The sequence below is a fragment of the Klebsiella sp. PK01 genome (genome assembly GCF_057624675.1).
In genome coordinates, this window is record NZ_JBYEZM010000002.1 from 190,755 (window position 1) to 206,088 (window position 15,334).

Annotated in this window: 23 protein-coding genes; 9 read left to right on the plus strand and 14 right to left on the minus strand. The window is 49.7% G+C overall.

All coding sequences use genetic code 11. The annotated features are described in order from the left end of the window. Positions 1-44: 44 nt before the first annotated feature. From AC22LX_RS06090 to AC22LX_RS06150, 13 genes are all read right to left on the minus strand, one after another. The gene (locus AC22LX_RS06090; protein ID WP_487333862.1) at positions 45-287 is read right to left on the minus strand and encodes an HTH-like domain-containing protein; all 243 of its coding nucleotides are present in this window, start codon (positions 285-287) and stop codon (positions 45-47) included. Positions 288-384: 97 nt separating this feature from the next. Continuing rightward, positions 385-528, minus strand: coding sequence for a hypothetical protein (locus AC22LX_RS06095; protein WP_487333863.1), 144 nt, complete (start codon positions 526-528; stop codon positions 385-387). Positions 529-620: 92 nt separating this feature from the next. Further along, on the minus strand, positions 621-878 hold the full coding sequence (locus AC22LX_RS06100; protein WP_487333864.1) for a bacteriocin immunity protein: 258 nt from the start codon (positions 876-878) through the stop codon (positions 621-623). Further along, entirely contained in the window at positions 879-2,915 is a 2,037-nt protein-coding gene (locus AC22LX_RS06105; RefSeq protein WP_487333865.1) for an S-type pyocin domain-containing protein, read from the minus strand. Positions 2,916-2,995: 80 nt separating this feature from the next. Further along, on the minus strand, positions 2,996-4,237 hold the full coding sequence (locus AC22LX_RS06110) for a phage tail fiber protein (protein ID WP_487333962.1): 1,242 nt from the start codon (positions 4,235-4,237) through the stop codon (positions 2,996-2,998). A gap of 87 nt (positions 4,238-4,324) precedes the next feature. Next, on the minus strand, positions 4,325-4,567 hold the full coding sequence (locus AC22LX_RS06115; protein ID WP_487333866.1) for a hypothetical protein: 243 nt from the start codon (positions 4,565-4,567) through the stop codon (positions 4,325-4,327). A gap of 10 nt (positions 4,568-4,577) precedes the next feature. Beyond that, positions 4,578-5,330: a hypothetical protein gene (locus AC22LX_RS06120; protein WP_171824419.1), complete on the minus strand. Its 753-nt coding sequence runs from the start codon at positions 5,328-5,330 to the stop codon at positions 4,578-4,580. Next, positions 5,327-5,749, minus strand: coding sequence for a hypothetical protein (locus tag AC22LX_RS06125; protein ID WP_487333867.1), 423 nt, complete (start codon positions 5,747-5,749; stop codon positions 5,327-5,329). Before AC22LX_RS06125 ends, AC22LX_RS06120 begins: the two co-directional genes overlap by 4 nt. After that, the gene (locus AC22LX_RS06130) at positions 5,746-6,039 is read right to left on the minus strand and encodes a protein ren (RefSeq protein WP_487333868.1); all 294 of its coding nucleotides are present in this window, start codon (positions 6,037-6,039) and stop codon (positions 5,746-5,748) included. Before AC22LX_RS06130 ends, AC22LX_RS06125 begins: the two co-directional genes overlap by 4 nt. Continuing rightward, positions 6,036-6,737 carry a replication protein P gene (locus tag AC22LX_RS06135; RefSeq protein ID WP_487333869.1) on the minus strand — a complete coding sequence of 234 codons (702 nt, stop codon included), beginning with the start codon at positions 6,735-6,737 and terminating at the stop codon, positions 6,036-6,038. Before AC22LX_RS06135 ends, AC22LX_RS06130 begins: the two co-directional genes overlap by 4 nt. Further along, positions 6,734-7,666, minus strand: coding sequence for a replication protein (locus AC22LX_RS06140; RefSeq protein ID WP_487333870.1), 933 nt, complete (start codon positions 7,664-7,666; stop codon positions 6,734-6,736). Before AC22LX_RS06140 ends, AC22LX_RS06135 begins: the two co-directional genes overlap by 4 nt. A 185-nt stretch (positions 7,667-7,851) precedes the next feature. Beyond that, complete coding sequence (locus tag AC22LX_RS06145) at positions 7,852-8,394, minus strand: toxin YdaT domain-containing protein (RefSeq protein WP_277967588.1); 543 nt, start codon at positions 8,392-8,394, stop codon at positions 7,852-7,854. A 3-nt stretch (positions 8,395-8,397) separates the two neighbouring features. Further along, complete coding sequence (locus AC22LX_RS06150) at positions 8,398-8,598, minus strand: Cro/CI family transcriptional regulator (protein WP_017383044.1); 201 nt, start codon at positions 8,596-8,598, stop codon at positions 8,398-8,400. A gap of 103 nt (positions 8,599-8,701) precedes the next feature. Here AC22LX_RS06150 and AC22LX_RS06155 point away from each other — a divergent pair, with 103 nt between their 5' ends. The 3 genes from AC22LX_RS06155 (at position 8,702) to AC22LX_RS06165 (ending at position 11,063) form a co-directional block, all read left to right on the plus strand. Then, positions 8,702-9,412: a LexA family protein gene (locus AC22LX_RS06155; protein ID WP_047076784.1), complete on the plus strand. Its 711-nt coding sequence runs from the start codon at positions 8,702-8,704 to the stop codon at positions 9,410-9,412. 557 nt (positions 9,413-9,969) lie between these two features. Next, positions 9,970-10,587, plus strand: a complete 618-nt coding sequence (locus tag AC22LX_RS06160) for a type II toxin-antitoxin system MqsA family antitoxin (RefSeq protein WP_052766214.1) — start codon at positions 9,970-9,972, stop codon at positions 10,585-10,587. Next, positions 10,584-11,063, plus strand: coding sequence for a hypothetical protein (locus AC22LX_RS06165; RefSeq protein ID WP_047076783.1), 480 nt, complete (start codon positions 10,584-10,586; stop codon positions 11,061-11,063). Before AC22LX_RS06160 ends, AC22LX_RS06165 begins: the two co-directional genes overlap by 4 nt. Before the next feature lie 48 nt (positions 11,064-11,111). On the opposite strand, the gene AC22LX_RS06170 is transcribed toward AC22LX_RS06165, so the two are convergent. Beyond that, positions 11,112-11,486, minus strand: coding sequence for a hypothetical protein (locus AC22LX_RS06170; RefSeq protein ID WP_343558468.1), 375 nt, complete (start codon positions 11,484-11,486; stop codon positions 11,112-11,114). Positions 11,487-12,028: 542 nt separating this feature from the next. Between AC22LX_RS06170 and AC22LX_RS06175 the strand changes: the two genes are divergently transcribed. The 6 genes from AC22LX_RS06175 (at position 12,029) to AC22LX_RS06200 (ending at position 15,333) form a co-directional block, all read left to right on the plus strand. After that, entirely contained in the window at positions 12,029-12,235 is a 207-nt protein-coding gene (locus tag AC22LX_RS06175; protein ID WP_487333871.1) for a cell division inhibitor protein, read from the plus strand. Between the two features lie 70 nt (positions 12,236-12,305). Then, a complete protein-coding gene (locus AC22LX_RS06180; protein WP_487333872.1) occupies positions 12,306-13,277 on the plus strand; it encodes a hypothetical protein in 972 nt (323 codons plus the stop codon). Between the two features lie 202 nt (positions 13,278-13,479). Then, positions 13,480-13,638 carry a hypothetical protein gene (locus AC22LX_RS06185; protein WP_487333873.1) on the plus strand — a complete coding sequence of 53 codons (159 nt, stop codon included), beginning with the start codon at positions 13,480-13,482 and terminating at the stop codon, positions 13,636-13,638. An 11-nt stretch (positions 13,639-13,649) separates the two neighbouring features. After that, positions 13,650-14,522 carry an ATP-binding protein gene (locus AC22LX_RS06190; protein ID WP_487333874.1) on the plus strand — a complete coding sequence of 291 codons (873 nt, stop codon included), beginning with the start codon at positions 13,650-13,652 and terminating at the stop codon, positions 14,520-14,522. Beyond that, positions 14,519-15,034 carry a single-stranded DNA-binding protein gene (gene ssb, locus AC22LX_RS06195; RefSeq protein ID WP_049061149.1) on the plus strand — a complete coding sequence of 172 codons (516 nt, stop codon included), beginning with the start codon at positions 14,519-14,521 and terminating at the stop codon, positions 15,032-15,034. Before AC22LX_RS06190 ends, ssb begins: the two co-directional genes overlap by 4 nt. A 14-nt stretch (positions 15,035-15,048) precedes the next feature. After that, the gene (locus AC22LX_RS06200; protein ID WP_285197817.1) at positions 15,049-15,333 is read left to right on the plus strand and encodes a hypothetical protein; all 285 of its coding nucleotides are present in this window, start codon (positions 15,049-15,051) and stop codon (positions 15,331-15,333) included. Position 15,334 lies beyond the last annotated feature (1 nt).

Sequence of the window (15,334 nt, forward strand, 5' to 3'; positions counted from 1 at the left end):
CGATGACATGATTATGGCTGGTTGATAATGGAAAATCAAAACTATCAGATTTTTGATACGTCCATGCCAGCGGCAACAAGGCGATCAATGATATTTCGCATTTTACCAACTTCTGTTTTAAATGAAGGATTTAAACCAACCTCCTCACAAATACTCTCACGTGGAACATGCTTCAGCTCTTGAGCGTATTTAAGTAATTGAAGATGCATTTCAGAAGAACGGTTCCCTTGTGGAGCAGCGTTGATTGCTTTACGCATAGCGTCATAGATAGCTTGTTCTTTAGTCACAGTGCTTTACTCAGATTTGGACATGGCAAGATTATACAATAAAGCCCCAAATACCGGACTTGAGTAATATCGCGAATATGCGCCAAACCTATTGTTGCTAGTTGATAGCAAGTTGTGCACTCAGTATCTGACCAAACTCATCAACTTCCTGTTGTGAACCTAATTCAGACATCACTTCTGAGTGTGCCTGCGCTTTTTCGGTGAGAGCATTTAACTCTTCATTCGTTAGAATCTTTGTCATGCTAGTTTTCGCTTAAAAGACGGCTTGCGGAACACACAGTATCAAAAAAACCCGCCATAGCGGGTTTAGATTTATTGGAGCGGTTCAGGTGGTTAACTATCCTTGAATCCTGGCTTGCCATTTTTAGCCCGCCATTCTTTTACCTCCTTCACGATACCTTCCGGACTATCTTCACGATCATCGCGAGGATAGTAAATTAAGTCAGAGCCATCTGGGTGCTCAGTCAACCGCTCGAACTCGTCAACTAATTGGTCATCTTCCTCTTCCGTTGCACCTTCAGCTCGGCATATTTTTTCTACAAACTCAAGGAATTCAGCTTCGGTATAATCAGAAATGGTTCTATTGTTCAATTACTTATCCCCTTTATGAATATCAATGTGCCGCTTTGGTGTCATTACGCGAATGTTATCCACATCATAAACTGCACCATCATCTTTTATTCTTTTAAGATGATGAAGCTCATAGCGTTTCCTTTCACCAACCCTTTCAGATTTTCTCACGAAAGGAGACTTAGATTTTTTCAGGTTAGCTTGGTTTTGTAGTTTAAACTGTTTGTTTAATGATGGATCTTTACCAACTTCTTGCCAAACTGCCCTACGAAATGAGTCAAAGTTCGAAAACTCACGACCACGTAATTTGTCTGCAATCTGGCTTGGAATTGGAGAACCTAGTTCCTGACCTGCTTTGTCTAACCAACCATCGCCAACCTGCTCCCCTTTACCAGTGACTTTACCAGGCAAGTCTCGAGGGCTAGCCAACATAACATATATTGGTTCAACGCCTGTGAATAGCGCATCTGGTTGCCAGTAGATAAAGTCCTGAATCGCCAGCTCTTCCGCAGCTGGATAGGTCGTTGTTACGATGCTATCTGCTTGTCTGATATCTGTCCCCGTATGTACAGGAGTCTTTGGCACTGGCCCCGTATTACCGGTACTGGCTGGTACTGATGGCCCGCTTGGAACCGGGTTAATCAGGATGGTACGAGATGGTGCGCCCGCCACTGCCGGAACTGTTATACGGTCAAGACCAGTCGCTTCATCCCGAACTGCATTAAGCACCGGAACAGCTGCAGACACGCCGCCAACACCAGTTTTAACCATATGTACTGACTGATGACCATCCTCATCGGTGGTAATGAAGCTACGTACCGGTAAGTTAACGCTGGTCATCCCTGGCTCAATACTAACCTTTCCAGCCGCCATCAATCGGGCCTGCACTGCCAGCATACCAATATCCCGTCCAGGAACACGGCTACTGCCAGTGCCAGCAGGCAACGGGGTGAATCCGACAGCAAGTGCACCGATTACAGCCCCATACGGGCTGGTGAGAGCAATATCGGACAAAACTACAGCTCCCCTCCAGAAGACACCGGCCATCCAGCCAGCCATTTCACTAGCTACAGTCATGACACCTTCGGCCAACGTTGTAAGCTGTAAGGTACCAGGAGCTCGGCTAAGCGCCTTTGTTCCTGCCTTCGCTAGTGCAGCACTCCCTGCCGCTGCTTTTTCGGCAGTATACATTGGAGTGGGTAAAATTCCCGCTTTAGCATAAAGGGCCTTTCGTGCTTCTTCCGCTTTGCGAGCTTCTTCTGCCCGGCGGGCTTCCTCGGCCTTTCTCGCCTCTTCCGTCTGTCGGGCCTCTTCCGCTTTACGGGCTTCCTCAGCAGCCCGCCTGGCTTCTTCAGCCTGTCGCGCCGCCTCTGCTAGTTCCGCCTGAATCCGCTGACCATCACGGTACGCCTCCGTCAGAGATGGAACCTCAACATCCTTATCACGGTATCCGATACGGTCGTCACCTTTCCCCCCTCCATTAATGATGTAAGGGATCCTGGTTCGGGTCATGACTCTGTTTCCATTCAGCCAGAATCCCGCCGGGATATCGCCCTGCAGCACAGACACGTATGCTTCCAGCGTCACTTTATTCTCTGCGGCAATAGTGCCACTGTCGTTGCCCCCGCCGGTACCGTTATCATGAGGAATTTCTCCCAACACATGTCCGGTCTCAAGAACCCCTGCCGTGTGTAATATTCCGTCCAGGTCACGCATGGTCATCATTGGTCCCGTCATGCCCAGCGCTTCAGCCTGCACATTGCTAATCCCTGTAATGACGACGGAAAGAGCTCCCGTTTCAGTCAACCCGTAAGTGTTCAGGTAGGCACCGGAATAAATCGCTTTTGCCCCTTTAATCATCGCCTGCAGTTTATTCTGGACCGCCGGGTCACGCATCGCGGCATCATACTGACGCTGCGCAGCTGTTTTACCAGGGGATGATCCACTGCTGTCACTGCCACCAGTTCCGCTACTGCCGCCACCCGGATCCGGTCCATCTCCACGCTCAGGACTCCATGTCGTACCATCCCCAAAACCACCGTAATCAAATCCACCCATGTTTATCTCCATTACCTTGAGGTACGTGACCAGCCCCAAACCGGCCGTTTCCCTGCTTTGGTTATTCCGTTATATCGTTGTTACGGCTTCGTGTATTCCAGAGTAGTCAGTCTCTGCTCCAGTTGAATTCGCAGTTGTCGCTCTTCTTTCAGGGCTTCAACCAGCAGGGCCACCACGCCGTTGATATTGACGCTGCGCGCATCTTCAAGCAGTGAACCATCATTCATCCGTAATTCTGTCTGACTAACGGCCTGTGGCAACACAGCCTCCACTTCCTGTGCTATCACCCCGGCTTCCGGAGCCCCTTGTTTGAGATAGGTATAACCGCCAAGGGTTGAAAGCTTATCCAACGCACCGGAAATAGGAGAAACGTCAGATTTCATGCGGGAATCAGAACTGGTGAGCCACGAACCATTAGTGAACGCACTCCCGTCATGGCGGAATTCATACCAGCCATGCGAGCCGCCATTCCCGACATGCATTCCGAGGAAATGATGCTTGTTGATGCGCTCGTAATGATAAATGTCAGCAAACAGGTCACCAGCGCCCTGAATATGCATCCCGTAAGTGGTGTGGTCGGCGTTATTATTTAAACTGACAACGCCCTTAGCAGTGAACCATCCCCCTGCATTGCGCTTGACGAACTGGCCTGCTGATAATTCACTGTTTGCTCTTACTTGAATTTCATTCCATGACGAATCCCAGCCCTGGTAGGAAAGGATGCCGTAATCCTCTCTGCCAGCAACCGTCCTGTTACCCACCAGCATTCTCGTCGTGACGTTACCGCTGGTAAAGGCAGTCTGCACAGCCGGGGAGTCATAAATTTGTCCAGCGATGAGCGGGGAAGGACCAGTGGTATGAGCCGCAATACCAGCGTTATTAGAGACCAGAGCACCACCAGAAATGTCGACACCATTTCGTAGAGAGACTCGGCCAGTTTTAAGATTAAAAGATAATGGACGAAGAGTGTTCCACTGTCCGTCTTGCGCCTGACCTTCTGGAGTTACAAGAGCATAAAAGTCATTACCGTCATTACGCAGGATAACACCCGTATTGCCACCCGCCAGACGAAAAGCGTTCTGTGATTTAGAAACCACCTCACCATCGGTAACCACACGCTTGCGCAACGTGGTCAGTGATTTCATTTCTGAAATATCGTCGTTAACACCGTTTAAAACTTGTGCATTGCTTTTTTGGTCAACCATTTCCATTTTTCCTTGTCGATTACGAAAACCCATACTGTATAAATACACATGTGTATTTATACAGTACTTATAGTCCTGATTTTTACTTTCGTCAACTTCACTATCGATTAAAGAAATGGTGACACTCTTTAGGCTGACATATGCTTAACTCTCTGAGATTAAAAGCAATAAATAACCATAGCGTTAACGTTGATTTGGTCACATCTACGATGTCTTTAGAGGTGCTCTGTCGACGCAGTTCAAGGATGTTTCAATGCACTGATCGCGAAGAGTGCCTCTTTTTTCACAAGGTTTACCCAGCAAATTTGAGGATGATGTACTCGGTTCCAGCGCCTCTACCAGCGCATCAATATCTTCTAACTTTACGAACAGCACATCGTGGCCAAACTCTTTTGCGTGGGCAGAGCGGCGCTTGAGGCTGGCTAATAGTCGGGTGAGATCAGTCATAGTTGCCTCCCTAAATCTCAAAGGCCAATTGCGGCATAAAGCGGTCGCGATCGGCGTTATAGTTGAGTGCGCTGGCACTGTTGTTTGATTCAATTCGTTCAGCTAAAACCCAAGCTCTAGTCTCTTTACTAGATGTTCTATAAGGAGTTTTTTCCCAGTACTTATCAATATTGATATTTCTGGCAATGTTAGTGCTGTCCGCCGATGAAAGAGGTATGTGCATGAAGATGTCTTTATTCAGCATCCGCAGACCATGCAGCTTGGTAATTGGATAGCCATTCTTGTCCACGACATGGCGGATTAGGTCCCGGAGTTTCGCCCGACAAGCTCGAGGGCGCTTCGCGTCGTACTCTCCCATTGAGCCGATGCATACCCGCGGGAACTCATGGCACAGACGGATAAAGCGCTCATCCGGTTCATTGAAGTGATACACAGGCGCGCCGATAATTTTACCGTGAGGCCACTCGGCAATCAGTGCATCGTTCTCCTCACTCGTTCCTCCGATGACGTCAGGAATTACAGCAAAGGAAAATCGAGGATGGTTCATCCACTTTGCGACAAAGGCGTAATATTCGTTCCAGTCCACCACGCGTTTTTTCGTCCAGAAGCTGAATGCGCCGTTATCCAGAGCAAATGATTGAGTAACCTCGCTAGCCAGTGCTAACTGACCAGCGTTTGCAAAGCTAATGAACGCATGGCGCCCCTTCCACGCCTTCAACGCACAGGTATCTGGCGTGATTGGCCCTCCGTGGAAGTGGATCATTTGTCGGCCCCCTCGCGCAGCTGCTGAATCTTGCCACCAAACAGGAAATCGAGATGGTCTACCGAGTCACTGTCCAACATGGATTTTGTGAATTCTTTCGCCTCCATCCACACATCAGCCTTAATCCCGGCTACGATGCGATCGGTGGCAGGGGTTTGTTCTTCTGAAATCTCGGCAACGACATCTTCGTGATACGTCGTAATATCGTCCTGGTGAATGTCTACGTAATACCCTTCAACCGTGGACTCATGACCGCGCAGATAGCCTGAGTTGAAAATTCGTACCCGTTCAGCCTTCAGCGCCACATTCTCCGCCGCCAGCTTCTTCACCCAGTCCTGCAGGTCTACGCCAGCCGGGCAGCCTGAAAGCTCTCGGCATTTCTCGATAGTTAACAGTGCTGCTGTGAGTTCGTTATTCATGCCTGCGCTCTCCCGTAGACCGCTAAAATTCGTTTCATAACCGGGCTCTGCCGGCACTCGTTGAAAATCTGATTGGTACTCTTCTGGCCGGAGATTTCCTCCTCGGTGGCCAGCCGGTAGTGAACCGTTCGCCATACCTTTGCTACTGCTACCAGTACGCCCTGCTTTGCCAGAATGTTGGCCGCCTGATTGATACAACTGTGCGACATGCCAGAGGCTTCAGCCACATCCGGGGAACTGCAGGTTTTGTGCGTCTTGAGGTAATCAAGAATTGCGTCTTTGCCGGTCATTGTTTGCGCCCTCTCAGTCCGTGCTTCTCACGAATTTCAGCCAGCCTGGCCAGCCCCTGCATGCGTGATAACGGCTTACCACCAAGTACAGGAAGTTGCTTAACGGGCTCCGGAATCGTCTCTCCTGAGTTAATTCGGTTAGCCATGCGCGCCAGTTCCTCTGATGCTTTGCGGCGCAACTCAGCGTCACTGAGGCCGTTTGCGCGCATGTTCTGGTACAGGGATGTAACCAGCCAGTAGTGAGCGTTGGACTCCCATGGGTGGGATTCAGCATCCGGATACTGTCCGCGCGTACGGCAGTACTGGTAAATCATGTCCACCAGTTGTTCGGCGTTAGGTAACCCGGCCGCCGCGGCTTCTTCAGCCTTGCACCAGGCAACAAACTGACCGGGTGACGGAAGGAATGGGCGTTCCTGACGACGGGCTACCCGCATACCAGCTGCAACCTGCTCCATGGTAGTGATGCCGTTTTCCCTGAATGCCAGAACCCACTGGCGCCGGATTTCGTTCATCTCGGTCTGGTCACGGTTTGCAGTGGTTGCCGGGAAAGCTGCCAGCAACTGGCTGAACACGCTGTTGATGACCTGGGCAACCTGCTCAAGCTGCGGTTTCTCGTCGTAGTGTTCCGGCAGGTTATGCGCAACGCGGCGCATCTGTTCGCGGTCAAAGTTATGCATCTGCTCTGCAAGGCTTTTCATAGCTGCACTCCGTAAATCCAGTCAGTGTTGGTCAGGTCAACCTTTGGCTTGTCGGCGGCAGAACCGTTGCTCTGCTTGCCTCGCTTGATATCGAGTTGGGTCCACTTTTCGCGAAGGGTTGACGGGCACAGGACATTGCCCTTCCAGAACTTGTCTTCACAGGCCCACTTGAACAGCGAGGCGATTTCCTTGTGGGTGCGCTTGTCACGCTCTCGCATCAGGCGGATATCATTCGCCCAGGTGGCGTAGTTCGGTTTTCTTGCAGAGGGGGCGATGCCCTGTACGACGGTGAACAGCCATTCAGCACAGCGGAGGTCTTCAGAGTTGCCCCATTTGGTTCCGCTCTGGATCGCTGCTTCTGGTCTCAAAGCAGGAGTTTTCTTTCCGGGCTTGTCAGAGGATTCGTCAGAATTCTCGGACGAAGAGTTATTTATATTCTTGTTATTACCTTCTTGTTCATGATGTGCGGGGAATTGTGCGGCCTTATGTGCGGCATACCCTTCCGAACCCGCGCCATTACTGGCTTCGTCATGTGCGCTTGTATGTGCGGCTTTATGTGCGGGTAAATCGTCCATTTTTTGAGCATATTCGACATAGTTTTTAATGGTGATCACCCTGCCTTTTCGTTTCTCTCCTTCGATGGTGATCATCCCTTCGCGAACGAAGACAGACAGCATTCTCTCAACTGCGTCACGGCTTGTCGGATTACCCTGACGGTCACACAACTGAAGCCCAAGATCTGCAGCAGTGACGACCAGTTGACCGGTTTGCAGAGGCCATTGCTTGCCCTTGAAGAAGGCCACATATGGCTGTCTGGCTGCGTCAATGAGAAGGTTTTCCCACAATGCGCGCAGGAACACGTCTTTAGCCCATGACTTCTTCTTGATGCTCCGGTACAACGGGACGTAACCAGACTTCTGGTTCTCCATCCTGTTGCTCCTAGCGGCTGAGTGTGCCGCGAAATTGGCGTAAGCTACGTTCGACACAGTTAAACCTCCTGCGCCTGGCGTTTTTGATTAGCGTTTGTCATAATGACCTCGCAATTGACTGACGTTATTTGCAATTGAAAGCCGTTGGTGTTCCAGCACCGCGGCTTTCGCCATTTCTGTAGTTCTCACATAACCCCCAGCATCGATGTCACCATCGTCATCAGTGGGCCTACCTGCTCCGGCATGAGGCGAAACAGCGAAGCGATACCCTCGCTTACCTCCTTCAGTTTCTGATGCTCAGGTGCGTTAAGAAGCACCGCCTGCTTGGCCTCTGCGCACTCTTTCATTGCCGAAGCTATCAGCGACATGGTGTCGTTCTGCGGCGCCAGCTTTGTGCGGAATTCCAGCGGTAAAACGGCCATGATTGCCGGTGTCAGCTGGCGAACGTTCTCGCGGTACTGATCCGAATCAAACCGGTTATCCAGGAAGCGAAAGAGTTTCTGGCGGGCCCGACTGATATCGTCAGGAAAGCTGATTGAATCGCCGCCCTGCTCCCGGTACTCGTTGATAATCAGTGCTGATACCACGTCCTGATTGTCGATAGCCGACGCCCAGGCTCTTACTGCATCGCGGATCAGCTCATGATCGTGATCCTGTTTTGTTTGAGCGCGATTTATCATCGCGGCCGGAACGAATCCTGTATTGTGTTGATATGCAAGTGAATGCATGTGCTATTCCTGATGTTCCTGCTTCTTGCTATGAGGAAAATCGCGGTATTCGACCGCCTTCACCTCGCCAGTAGGAAGCTTGTTGATAAAAATCTGACGACCAACCCTGATCGCTTTACTAATTGCCGTTTGGTGAACGCCGATGGCATCAGCTGCTTTGGCCTGACCTACCTCGCCAACAAACTCAGCTAAAGAAATTTTCATGTGGTTGCTCCATTGAGTGCATAACCAAACAATACCACAAGTATTAAATAAATCAATACTTGCGGTATTTTTAAAATATGAGCTTTGGTATTAATATCTGATAATGGAAAAGAAAAAGATCCTCACCCCTGCTCAAGTGGCTGACTCACAGCGTTTAAAAGCCCTTTACGAAGCGAAGAAAAAAGAACTGGGTATTACTCAGCAATCCATTGCGGACGCGCTGGACATATCTCAGGGTGCCGTCGGCCATTACCTGAATGGAAGGAATGCTTTAAATACAGCGGTAGCATCAGTATTTGCGAGGCTTCTTGGGGTTAGTGTCTCTGATTTCAGTCCGTCACTTGCGAAGGACATCTCTGACATGAGCTCGGTAGCGTCGGAAAATACTTCGTTCGCCGGGCATTATTATCCAGGTTCAAAATACCCGGTCATTAGCAAGGTTCAGGCAGGTGCATGGTGTGAGGCTGTTGAGCCATACACCCTCAAAGATATCGACTTGTGGCTTGAGTCTGACGCTCACATTCAGGGTGAGGCGTTTTGGCTGCAGGTAGATGGTGACTCCATGACTGCACCGGCAGGACTGAGTATCCCTGAGGGTACATTTGTTCTATTCGATACTGGTCGTGAAGCGATCAACGGCAGCCTGGTTATAGCAAAGCTATCGGACTCGAACGAGGCAACATTCAAGAAGTTGGTGATCGACGGTGGGCAGAAGTACCTGAAGGGCCTTAACCCGCAATGGCCGCTCGTGCCGATTAATGGTAACTGCCGGATTATTGGGGTTGCTGTAGAGACAAAGTTGCGTTTAGTTTAAATGTGCTAATCATGAAATGCGCAGGCTATTGATTTAAATATTAATTTCAGAATGCCGTGCAAACATTATCATACATATTTGAGACTTATTCCTGTTGACATTTTCACCCTGGACTTACCATAATGGTAATAAAGATATGTAGTAAGTATAAGACTGGTGCGCCAAAGGAGCCCTTGAGAGATGGCGAAGAGCGCATCATTGAGGAAGGTCCGCTGTATCCAAACCTCCTAGCGGAGTTAGCAAGGTGCCAAGTAAACTCTGTTACACATAAGACAAATGATTTTTTAGCACTTCATCGTGTGGATCTGGGGGATGTTCGTACATACGTAGAACTAGCCTTAAAAGGTGGGCGATACATCAACTCACAGTGGTGCAATGGTAACGCTCCGAAAGGGCTATTTGCATGTGATGCTTATGTAGTGCCTGCGCAATTGTACATACCCCACGAACGTTGCGAGTGCACAGTTATGTTATACGTAAAAGTATGCCTTTTAGACTCTGGAAACACGGTAGCAGTCATTTCATTGCATGAATCAACTGAAAACTAAGGACAAATCATGAAACGTTATTCACTCTGCCCAATATGCGGGGATGAAGGGTTGCATGAAACGAAAACCAAGATCCTCAGGGAGTTTGAGGGTTTTAAAAAAGAGGTCCCGTTCCATGCATCTGTTTGCGAATCATGTGGCTCAGAAACCCTAACAGTTCAGCAGGCAAAATTTAACAAACGCCAGATGACTGATTTTTATCGAGAAGCTGATGGATTGCTTACAGGCGGTCAGATAAAGGCGATCAGAGAGGATTTACGTCTTACCCAATCTGAAGCAGCAATCATATTTGGTGGGGGCAAAAACGCGTTTACCAAATATGAAAATGGTGACGTAACGCAATCATTTGCGCTGGATAAGCTTTTAAGAACGGCTTACTCGGTTCCCGCTGCTTTTGAGTTTCTGCGTAAAGGTTGTCCGGCCGTAACCACCGTAGAGTATACCAATCGCACTACCGAGTTAGAAATGATCAAGACTTATCTTGTTTCAAAAACTGGTCACCTTAAATACGCGAAAAGTCCTGCTGAAGATTCGGTAAAAGTCGTCATCCAGAATTATGTGTCTGAACCAACTCAACATAACACTTGGCATATGATTGAAACGATTGCCTTAGGTAGTAAATTATGATTTTAAGAGAAGTAAAAGATGTACTGTTGAGAAAGTCTTCTCTCACTTTTGATGCTGACACAAACATTTTTATGTTAGAGGGCATGGATCTAACCCTTCAATCGAATAACCGTATTGTTAGCGTACAAGTTGCTGAAAAATATGAAGACGAAGAACTAACTAAGATAAGTCGGTGCGTATGTCTTTTCAGGCTGCAATGTTCTATAAGAGCGACTGAAGCAGAGCAAGATCCAGAAACATCTAAAGTTCTGTTCGAAATTGAAGCTCAGCACGATGTTGTTTTTGACTCAGACTCAGCTGTAACAATCGAAGAGATAGAAAAGTTTAGCGCTGATGACATAATCAACAATGCTGCTTGGCCGTATTGGAAAGAGCATGTTACTTCGCTTTGTTCCAAAGCTGGACTCAGCCCTTTGCAGGTACCGTCAGCTCAGAAGAATGAGCCCATAAAAATTACAGCCAAGCGAGAGTTGTAAACAAAACCGGCCGCGTGCCGGTTTTTTTATCCCTTTAACCCTACTCGCCTACTCTCTCCATCCCTCTGATCTTCTCTTTGCTTCGAGCTGAGCAACTATATCTAACTGCTTCCTTTTCTTCATGATATTTATCAGTTGCCGGTATCCGTGGTGGGCCGGTGCGTAAAATTCAGCTGGGTATTTATTACCCGTCAAAGCTTCGTATTCAGCAGCCTGCTTGTTATGTTTTGCCTTCAGCGCTGGGAATGCCAGTTCAGCTAAAGCCACATGCTGCTCGCAGAACTGGATGGCCCGCTCCAGATTATCGCCAACGTCTCGTTGCTTATAGTGCTCTTTGATTTTCTCCTGGAGCTGGAAGTGCAAATCAACAATCTGCTCGTCACTAAGCCACCGAAGGCCGTCAACCCACTCTTTGGTATCCATTGAAACCCGCCTAATGATGTTTTTTGCAGCATATCACCGGCATTTACAAAAATAAAATCACATCAAATTCATACCATTAGTATTAATCAATGATTTATTAATACTAGCGGTATTGATATATATTAGTACCGCTAGTATTGTTTATCCATCGAAACGAAACATCGACAGCTGAGCGAAGTTAGCCAGCGGCGAAGTGGAGATTCGGTCAGTCGAACGGCGCGACAGTAAACCATGCGTCGGGCGCCCGGCGGGCTCAGGGAGAGCGGCAATGGTGCGTATTCAAACGACTTTCATACCTCAGTCGCTTCACCGAGGCGGCTTAGTTATGACAACCGGCGGCCATCCACCGTCAGAGATTAAGCGCAGAAGTCTTTCTTGTTCCGCTGGCCGGCGATAAGGCAACGAGGGTGATATGAATCACGATGAATTTGATGATGGTCGTTGCGGTATGTCGCGCCGGTGCTGGCGATATATGGTCCGCTTCTGCATTGGCTTGATAGCAATATACCTGCTGATTGCCTTGTTTGTGATGGAGGTCTTCCATGATTAGTCAGCACTACGGTACCCAGACCGTTAACCGCGGCGCCGTTCAGCCAGGCATGCTGGTTAAGCATCGCGACGGCACATGGACGGCATCGGCTCACATGCGCGGCAAGCTGTACCTTCACCGCGGCTGCGAACGTACCTACACCGAAGCCCTGCTTATCGAGATCTACCTCGATGGACGCGGAAACGGCTTAAGCAACTAACCAACTAATTCAACCGATCTGCCTGGCAACAAGCGGGCGGGATTCGTACACCAAAAATTCAGGAGAAGCCATGAGCGAAGTAACGGATTTAGTAGTCATTGAGAAACAGAACGCAATGGCGGTATTCACCACCAAAGAGCAACTCGACCCGATTATTGAGGCAATCGAAAAGGAAGCTCGCAGCCTTGTCCCGGATGTGTCGACTCGTAAGGGCCGCGACGCTATCGCATCCATGGCACATAAGGTGGCACGTTCAAAAACCTATATCGACAACGCCGGGAAAGACCTGGTCGCTGAGCTTAAAGCCTTACCGAAGCAGATCGACGAAAGCCGACGGATTGTTCGCGAGCGACTTGACGCGCTTAAAGATGAGGTGCGCCGCCCGCTCACCGAGTGGGAAGCCGAGCAGGAGCGCATTAAGGCCGAAGAAGCCATGAACGCGCTGCATGCCGAAGCGCTAGTGTTGAACGAGAACATCGATCTGCAGCGCGCGATTCAGTACGAAGCTGACCATGAAATGGCCCTGTTGATGAATGACAAGTTTGACCGTGACCGTGAAGAGCAGCTCCGCCTGGCAGAACAGGCCCGACGAGAAAACGAAGAACGAATTAAGCGCGAAGCGGCTGAACAGGCAAGGCGTGACGCTGAAGCAAAGCACAAGGCTGAACTGGAGGCTGCAGCACGCCGCGAGGCTGAAGAGAAAGCACGTGCAGAACTGGCTGAACGCCAGCGCATCGAAGCGGAACAGCGTGCTGCACGAGAGAAGCAGGAAGCCGAAGCGCGGGCTGAGCGTGAAAAAGCCGCGGCCGTCGAAGCCGAGCGCCTTAAAGCAAAACAGGCAGAAGAAGCTCGCCTGGCTGAAGAAAAGCGCAAAGCCGAAGAGCAGGCGAAAAGAGAGGCTGACGTTAAACACCGTAAGACTGTCGGCACCAATATTGTCAACGCGCTAACCAGTCATACCAGCATCACCCGCGAGCAGGCTATCGAAGTGCTTACGGCATTGAAAGACAACCTGATTCCATGCGCGACGATTCATTACTGAGGTGACTCATGAATATCACATGCGAGTGCGCTGACATGCGCACATCTGTTGGTCCACACAACACTCTCAAAGTTGAGATGGAAGGCGTTGTGCTGGCCGGAACTGTAAAAACTAGGGACGTACTTCCCCAGCTCGACGGCGCAGAGGTGATCGAGTGGTTGGTTGAGCAGGGTTACGTCATCACCCATCAGGAGCGAGCGGCATGACAGCGGCAGAACGTTGGGATGACGACGCTTTCGTCAGACTGATGCGTGACGCAATCCACGAATCACCGGTTGAAGATGACGAGCCGGTTAACCTGGCTGCAGAACGCCATAACCCGGTGATCAGCATGGAAGAGTTCGCAGGTAATTTTAACTAAGTGAGACCATAATGAAATTCGAAAAAGCCATGAGAAAGAAAGCCAAGCTACGGCTGGCACTTACCGGGCCAAGTGGTTCTGGCAAGACCTACAGCGCGTTGCTAGTCGCCAAAGGTATCGGCGGCAAGGTCGCATTCATCGACACCGAAAAGGGCAGCGCTTCTCTTTATTCCGATATTGCTGACTTTGATGTTCTTGAACTGGATCCCCCCTTCTCTCCCGAACGATTCATTGAGGCGATTAAGTCAGCTGAGGATGCCGGATACGAAACTCTAATCCTCGACAGCATCACTCATGAATGGGGCGGCGTAGGCGGGTGTCTTGAACTGGTCGACACTATTGCCAAGGCAAAGTACCGAGGCAACAGCTGGTCAGCATGGAGCGAGATTAACCCTCGTCACCGCCTTTTCCTCGACGCAATTTTGCGTTCGCCAATGCACATCATCGCAACCATGCGCAGTAAGACTGAAACCGCCCAGGTTGAAGAGAACGGCCGTAAGAAGGTCGCCAAGCTTGGCATGAAGTCTGAGCAGCGCGATGGCGTCGAATACGAGTTCACTACCGTGCTGGATATCGCTCACGAAACGCACCATGCGATCGCCAGTAAAGACCGTACCAAGCTGTTTTCCAACTCCGATCCGGTAATCCTGAGTGAAGACACTGGCAAGCGTCTTCTGGAGTGGCTGGAATCTGGCGTTAATCAACACGAAGAAAACCTCAAGCAGTTCGTTGCTGATGCTGAGAAAGCGCCGGATATGGAAGCACTTAAGCCGTTATTCGAGGAAGCATGGCGCACCCTGCGCGGCACAGAATATCAGGCTAAAGCGAAAGATATCTATGACATCAGGAAATCAGAACTCGAACAAGCGGGAGCAGCGGCATGAGCAGTAGAGGCGTAAACAAGGTAATCATCGTTGGTCGATTAGGTCAGGATCCGGAGGTGCGCTATGCACCTTCTGGTGCTGCATTTGCAAATCTCACAGTTGCCACATCCGAGCAGTGGCGTGATAAGCAAACAGGCGAACAAAAAGAGCAGACTGAATGGCATCGGGTAGTGATTAGCGGGAAATTAGCTGAAATAGCCGGCGAATATCTGCGTAAAGGTTCAGAGGTCTATCTGGAAGGGAAACTGCGCACAAGAAAATGGACAGATCATAACGGTGTCGATAAGTACACCACCGAGATTCAGGTTGGTATTAACGGCACAATGCAAATGCTTGGCGGCAAGCAGGTAGGAAACGAACAGAACATGTCTACGCGCAATAGTGCACAGCCGCAGACACCAGCGGCAGAGCAGAAATATGAGCGCAGCGAACCCCCCATGGATTTCGACGACGATATTCCATTTTCGCCGGTAACTCTTCCCTTCCCTCGTCACACCATTCACGTCATTTAATCAGGAGCATGAACATGCCATCACCTCTTCTCGGGGCGGGATATTTACGCCCGCCAAAACATTCAGGCACCAAAGAGGAGGTGCTGGCGAGGTGCTTCGAGGCAATCGCAAATAACGATTACCAGACACCGAACATGGAAGTTCGGATTCAGGAACGATTCGAGAAGGATGTCTGGTTCGACAATCTGGAAGCAAGTAAACGCCCTCAGTATGTACCGGTCGGACCGATGCGCCCATCACGTGAGGATGAACGAATCAAACGCTATCGGGCCCGCTTCGGGTCTGTTAGCAATAACTGAA